At 69.4% G+C, this 7,017-nt stretch carries 3 protein-coding genes; all 3 read left to right on the top strand.

Annotation, left to right across the window (positions count from 1 at the left end; translation table 11 throughout):
- Positions 1-183 precede the first annotated feature (183 nt).
- Positions 184-591: a hypothetical protein gene (locus K6I34_RS27970; RefSeq protein ID WP_229329963.1), complete on the top strand. Its 408-nt coding sequence runs from the start codon at positions 184-186 to the stop codon at positions 589-591.
- Positions 588-4,475 carry an AAA domain-containing protein gene (locus K6I34_RS27965; RefSeq protein WP_229329962.1) on the top strand — a complete coding sequence of 1,296 codons (3,888 nt, stop codon included), beginning with the start codon at positions 588-590 and terminating at the stop codon, positions 4,473-4,475. Before K6I34_RS27970 ends, K6I34_RS27965 begins: the two co-directional genes overlap by 4 nt.
- A gap of 389 nt (positions 4,476-4,864) precedes the next feature.
- Entirely contained in the window at positions 4,865-6,754 is a 1,890-nt protein-coding gene (locus K6I34_RS27960; RefSeq protein ID WP_229329960.1) for a DUF2075 domain-containing protein, read from the top strand.
- The last annotated feature ends 263 nt before the right edge of the window (positions 6,755-7,017 follow it).

Below are 7,017 nucleotides of genomic sequence, written 5' to 3'. Positions count from 1 at the left end.
TCTGCACGCAGAAAGTGCCTTCCTGCTGGGCGGGTTGAGACCTTCGACAAGCCTCATCATCCCAGCTCGGAAGGCACTTTCGTGTTTCCGCCCACCAACCGGACACGGCTGTAATGAAAAGCGCAGGTTAGGCTTACCGGTCCGTGTATCCGCCACACGGAGTGACCAGAGGGGGCAGTAAACGTGAGCACCATCCCTGCGGGCGAGCCCGGCTACCGCATCTCCATCGTCGACGACGACCCGTTGCGCGCCCGGCGCGAAGCGCGTGAGCTGTTGGCCGCGATCGCCGACGCCGACCCGGGAGCGCGGCTCGACATCCCCCAGCCGCGAGCCGCCCGGGAGGGCGACAAGGGCGGGGCGGTCACCGACCTGGTCGGGCTGGTGTTCAGCGGAGGATCGCTGGTCGCCGCCGGTGTGCAGATCTGGCTGTCCCGTGTGCCGCAGCGGACGATCGTCGCCATCCGCCCCGACGGAACATCCCTGCGCATCACCGGCAGGGAGGCCCGTGCGGACGACGAGCAGATCGAGCGATTCCTCAACGGCGGCATGGGGAGCGGCGACAGCGGCGAGGACGGGCCGCACGCGGAATGAGCGACAACGACCGGTACGCCTTGCTCATCGGTGTATCCACGTACGACAGCGACAGCTACCCTGATCTGCCGCCCGTCCGCGCGGACCTGCACTACATGCAAGCGGTGCTGGAGCGCACCGAGATAGGCATGTACAACGACTGCGCGATGGTCCCCGAGCCGACCCGTGCGGAAATGCTGCACGCCATCGAGGAGTTCCTGGAGCAGCGGCAGCCCAGTGAGACGGCGCTGCTGTACTTCAGCGGACACGGCGAATTCTGCGAGGCGGACAACCAGCTGTACTTCCTCACCAGGGACACCGACCCGAACGACCTGCCCGGCACCGCCGTCCCCGCCGAGTTCCTGGAGCGGATGCTCCAGTCCTGCCGGGCGGCCTCCAAGCTCGTGCTGCTGGACTGCTGCTCCAGCGGCTCCGTCGTGCAGGGATGGACTGCGAAGGGCGCGACGGTGCCGGGTGACGGCCCGCCGTCGCCCAGCACGCTGCTGCGCCCGACCGGCGTGTACTTCATCACCGCTTCCGATGCTCTTCAGGCCGCCTCGGCGATGGCTCCGGCCGGCTCCTCCCTCGGCACCTCCCGGTTCACTGGCGAGATCGTGGAAGGCCTGCGCACCGGGCGGATCAAGGACAGTGGCTGGATCACCCCGGACGACCTGTTCGAGTACCTGACCGCGCAGATGGTGCGTAACGGCGTGCCCGAGGAGCAGCGGCCGACCAAGTCCACGATCCGGGCGACGCGCTCCCTGCCCTTCGCCCGCTCCGTGGCACGGTCCGTGAATCTTCCCGTGCTCCCCCGCGACACCGCTGCCGCCGCCGAGGCGGCCCAGCACTCCCCCGCCCTGCTCAAGGCACGGGACCGGGCCGAACAGGACGCACGCGACGGCGTCGACCGGCAGCGGCTGCTGCGCTACTACGCGCACTGCCTCCGCGCGCAGGCCGCGGCGGAGACGCTGCCTGACCGGGACGGCGGACGTGGCTCCGCGTATTTCCTGCTGGGCCGGGGCTCGGAGACGATCCAGTCCGGCCTCGGGTCCGGCTTTCCCGCCCCCGCGCAGTTGCCGAAGCCGAAGAGCGGCGGGGGCCAGGCCAACGGCACCGACACGCAGGAGTACTGGTACGGGTATCCGGCGATCACCCTTCCCGAACGCGGCGGAAACAGTCGGCGCCGCTCCGCGGTACAGATCGCGCCGCTGCTGATCCAGCCGATGGAACTGGCCCCCGACGAGGAGGGCCGCGACACGCTCCGCCCGAGCGGGGTGCCCTCCTTGCACGCAGGTGTCATCGGAGAACTCCTCTCGGACGACGAGGCGGCCGAGCTGCTCGCGCGGTGGCAGCCGGCCTGGCAGGAGGGCAACGGTACGCAGATGCTGCGTGCTGTACGGGAGTTGTTGCAGGAGTTGGGAATCCCGGAGCTGGAGCCCCTCGACCTCTCGTCGCTCAGCGAGCAGTCCGCGATGCAGTCGCTGCGGCCCGGTGCCCATAACGCGGCTGTCCTGCTGACGCCCAAGGGCAAGGAACGGAACGCGACCGACGCCCTCGTGGACAACCTGCTCCAGATGTCCGCCCGCACCGGGCAGATCCCCGGCACGGCACTCGACGCGCTCCTGGCAGGAGGCGACGGCGGGGACACGAGCCACGATGCGCCGGCCGTCGTCGCCCCGGGGCCCTGCAACGAGAGCCAGGAGCTGGTGATCTCGTCGGCGATGACGCGCCCGCTCACCGTGGCCACCGGCCCGCCCGGTACCGGGAAGAGCGAGGTCGTGACCGCCGTGGTGACGACGGCTGTCGCCGCCGGCCAGTCCGTGCTTGTCGCGTCCACGAACAACGAGGCCGTGGACGTCGTCGCGGAGCGCTGCGACGCGATCTCGCCGGGGCTGCTCATCCGGACGGGTAACTCCGCGGCGCGGGAGCGTGAGGCCACGAAACTCCAGCAGCTGCTCGCCGGGGCCGTCGAAACCCCACGGCGCGGTTCGGCGACCGTGGCCGGTGAGCTGCGCAATCGGCGAGCACGGTCCGAAGGACTCCGAGCTGAGGCCGCTGAGCTGATCGATGAGGAGGCGCAGCTGCTGGATCTGTTCCGGGAACGGGAGGAGAAGGCGAGCGCGCTCGGGCTGTCGACGGCGCTGCTGGAGGCTGTATGGGCGGAGGGCGGCACGGCCGCCCTCGCGCGCTGGGTGAGGCGGGCCCGGAAGGCCGCCGGGGCCGGATGGTTCGTCTTCGGCGGGTGGCGCAGGAGGCTTGCGCTCTCCGCTCTCGTCGCCTCGCTCGGCGCCGCCCCGGCCGAACCGTGGCCGGCGTGGGCCTCGGAACGCCCGACGCAGCCCGAACCGCTGCTCGCGCTGGCGGAAGCGGTGGCCGTGGAGCACGCGTTGCGGGAGCTCGTCGCGCAGCATCTCGGCCGCGACGAGGAAGGGCTGAAGCGGGCGCGGCTGGAGAGCGCGGCCGACTTGTCCGAGCTGTCGGGTGAGCTGTCCCAGTCCCTGGCCGCCGAGGCCATGGCGCGTGGGCGCTCGCTCATGGACCAGCGCTACCAGGCCTTGCGCCAACGCCGGGGCTTCCAGAAGAGCCAGCGCAACCTGATGGCGCACATCAAGGGGTGGGCGATCAGCACCCACTCCGTGCGTCAGCTCGAACTGACCCCGAAACTCTTCGACCTCGTCGTGATCGACGAGGCGAGCCAGTGCTCGATCCCGGCGGTGCTGCCCCTGCTGTTCCGCGCGAAGCGCGCGCTGATCATCGGCGATCCCATGCAGCTCGGTCATATCCCGGGCATCAGCCCCGGGCAGGAGCAGCAGGCACGGGTACGAGCCGGGCTGACCGCGGCGCAGCTGGAACACCACCGGCTCGCCTACCACGTGTACTCCTCCTACCATGCGGCCGCACAACACGGTGAGGCCGCGCTGCTGCTCGACGAGCACTACCGCTGTCATCCGGCCATCGCCGACGTGGTCAACGGATACTGCTACGCAGGCCAGTTGCGGGTTCTCTCCGATGTCCGCAAGCAGGTCCCGGCACTCGACCCGGTGGGGACGGCCGACCCGGCACCGGTCCTGGGCTGGGTGGACGTACCGCACGGCGAGTCCGCCCAGGGCAGCGGCGGACAGTCCTGGCGCAACGGGGCGGAGGCCGAGGCCGTCCGGAAAACCGTGGACACGCTCCTCGCGAAGCTGCCCGAGCACGCCACGATCGGAGTGGTGACACCGTTCAAGGCCCAGAAGGACGTGTTGGCACGCGTCTGGGCGAACGACGACCGGGTGCGCGTCGGCACCGTGCACGCCTTCCAGGGCGGGCAGCGCGACGTCATGGTCCTGAGCCCGGTGGCCGCGGCCAACACCCCGCCGCGTACGACGCACTGGGTAGCGAGCCAGGTCAACCTGTGGAACGTCGCGGTCACCCGGGCGAAGTCGCAGCTGATAACGGTGGGCAGCCATGCCTTCTGGCAGGGGCAGGCCGGGCTCCCGGCGCTGCTCGCGGGGCGGGCGTCCGTGCTGCGGGCGGGTTCCGATGCCGCCCAGGGCACAGGAGGCACGGTCACGGCCGGAGCGATGCCATCCGGATTCCGCGAAGAGCTCGCGGACCGGCTCCAGGAATACCTCGGCACGCGCGGCATCACCGACGCGGAACGGGCCGCGGTGATCGGCGGGCACACCGTGGACCTGCTGTTCACCGTGAACGGAGAGAACACCGCGGTGTTGGTCGACCCCGGAGTCCCGCATGATCAGGACCAGGCACGCCATCTGCGGCTGATGCACGCACGCGGTGACCTGCTGACAGGGCTGCCGTCCGGGGGAGCCGGGGCAAAGGCCGGCCCGGTGAGCCGGACTGTCCGGGTACCGGCTTGGCGGATCTTGGCGGGAGGCGTGGCATTGGAGGGAGTGTTCGACTGAGCCTCCGAGGGGATACGCGACGCGCTCAGGGGCTCAGCAGTGGTGCTGAGCCCCTGAGCGGTTCCGGTTCCGGTCATGGCGAATCGTGGACGCTACTCCGTCCGCCCCGCCGTGGCGGCCAGGACACCGCGGCCGATGTCGTACACCCTGGCAGGACGGCTGGTGACCTGGACGGAAAATGATGTGGGTTGATAGGCCTGAGCCGGATACTGCGCCAACGTCAGGTTCGCAGCGCCGCTGCTGCCACGCTCTGGATACATGATCCACGCCCTGTCCTAAAATGGCAGGGACCATCTCAGCGGCCCGACGGGCTTCCGCTCCACTTTTGTGGAACCGAAGGACATGCCCCCACCCGCACGAGTTACTTCGTGCTGCCTGGGGGCATTTTCTTGCTGTTCCGTGAGTCCGCGACGTCGTTGGCCAACCGTACCCACTTTGAAGGACGGCTGACAGAACTCCTGACCGAGAACTTCCTGCACAAGCACGGCCACCGGCCCCAGCCGTCCGAGCGGCGCTCCTGGGAGCGGAGCATCCCGGCCCTCACCAACGCACTGGTCGAAGCCGGGCTCGGCGAGGTCGAGGTGCTGCTGGAGTACGGGCTGCCGCTGACCAGCAAGCGCGCGGACGTGATACTCGCCGGTGTCCACCCGGCCACCGGCGTCCCGTCGTACGTGGTCGTGGAGCTGAAGCAGTGGAGCAGCGCGTATCCGGAAGGCGACGATCCGCTGCGATGCCGCATCGACGCGTACCCGGCCCCCGTTCTGAACCCCATCGAGCAAGTGCGAGGCTACTGCGACTATCTGGTGTCGTTCAACGGGGCGCTGGAACGGACCCCGGAGTCAGTCGCCGGAGTGGCCTACCTGCACAATGCCACCGAGTTCGGTATCGCGGGACTGCGCGCCGTGCCGGAGGACGACCGGGGCCGGATGTACACCGGTGAGCAGCGTGGCGCCTTCCTGAAGTACCTGTGCTCGAAGCTGGCCCCGAAGCCGGGCGCCGACGCGGCCGACGCACTGCTGCAGGGCAAGGTCCGGCCCTCCAAGCAGCTGATGGCCGTCGCCGCCGAAGAGGTGCGCGACCGGGAACAGTTCGTCCTGCTGGACGAGCAGCGGCTCGCCTACGAGACGGTGATGTCCGCGGTCCGGGAGGCACGGCGGTCCAACCACAAGCAGGTGGTCGTGGTGACCGGCGGTCCCGGGTCCGGCAAGAGCGTGATCGCCCTGTCCCTCCTGGGCGAGCTCTACCGGCGCGGGGTGCCCGCCCTGCACGCGACCGGTTCGCAGTCGTTCACCAAGACGATGCGCAAGGTCGCGGGTGCCCGTAAGCCCGAGGTCCAGCGGCTCTTCAAGTACTTCAACAGCTTCATGGAGGCCGAGCCCAACGACCTCGACGTGCTCGTCTGCGACGAGGCACACCGGCTCCGCAAAACGTCCGCCAACCGCTACACCAAGGCCGCACTGCGCACCGGCCGTCCCCAGGTGGCGGAACTGATCGACGCGGCCCGCGTGCCGGTGTTCCTGCTCGACCAGCATCAGGTGGTGCGACCCGGCGAGATGGGCACCGTGGAGCAGATCCAGAAGGCCGCCGCCGTGCAGGGGCTGGAGTGCACGGTGGTGGAACTGGACAGCCAGTTCCGATGCGGTGGCAGCGACGCGTACCTGCGGTGGGTCACCTGCCTGCTGGGGCTGGAGGGTGATGGTCCCGCCGTGTGGGAACCCGACGGCAAGGTCCGGCTGCTGACCGCGGACAGCCCTCAGGAGCTGGAGGACTTCCTGTCCGCCCGGCGTGCCGAGGAATACGGCGCCCGGATGTCGGCGGGCTACTGCTGGAGGTGGACGAAGAAAGTCACGCCGAACATGTCGGCGCTGCCCACTGACGTGACCATCGGCGACTGGGCCAGACCGTGGAACGTGTTCGGAGACCGTTCCCTCCTCGGCGCGCCTCCGGCACCGCTCTGGGCCACCGATCCCGCGGGCTTCGGCCAGGTCGGATGCGTCTACACCGCGCAGGGCTTCGAGTACGACTGGTCGGGCGTCATCATGGGCCCGGACCTGGTCTGGCGCACCGACCGCTGGGTGGTGGACCGCACCGCGTCCAAGGACCCGTCCTTCACGAAGGCCACCCCGGACGAGGAGATCAACCGGCTGATCCGCAACACCTACAAGGTGCTGCTGACCCGCGGCATGATCGGAACGATCGTCTACTCGACGGACCCGGAGACGCGGGACAAGCTCCGCTCCCTGATCCCCTCCGCGGCGGAGGACCGGACGAGCTCCTGAGCGAAGCCGAATGCCGAGTACGGTGCTCGACGCCATAGGGGCACGGGCACCGGAGCAGCACGATGCCAGATGCGGAACTCGGCACTCCAGCCAGGTCGGGACAACAGCCCGTCACCACGGCACCCGGACCGTGAAGTGTGATGCCGCTGAGGAAGGGGGCCGCTCTTGATCCATGAGATTCTCTGATTCTCGTGTCAACACCGCAGGGATCAGGGAGAATGGGCGAGCGATGACCGCAACACCCGACCCCCAGGCCCTGTCTC

The sequence above is a fragment of the Streptomyces sp. UNOC14_S4 genome (assembly GCF_020740835.1).
Lineage (GTDB): Bacteria > Actinomycetota > Actinomycetes > Streptomycetales > Streptomycetaceae > Streptomyces.
The sequence above is the reverse complement of the archived record's forward strand: the minus strand, read 5'-3'. Positions and strand labels throughout refer to the sequence as shown.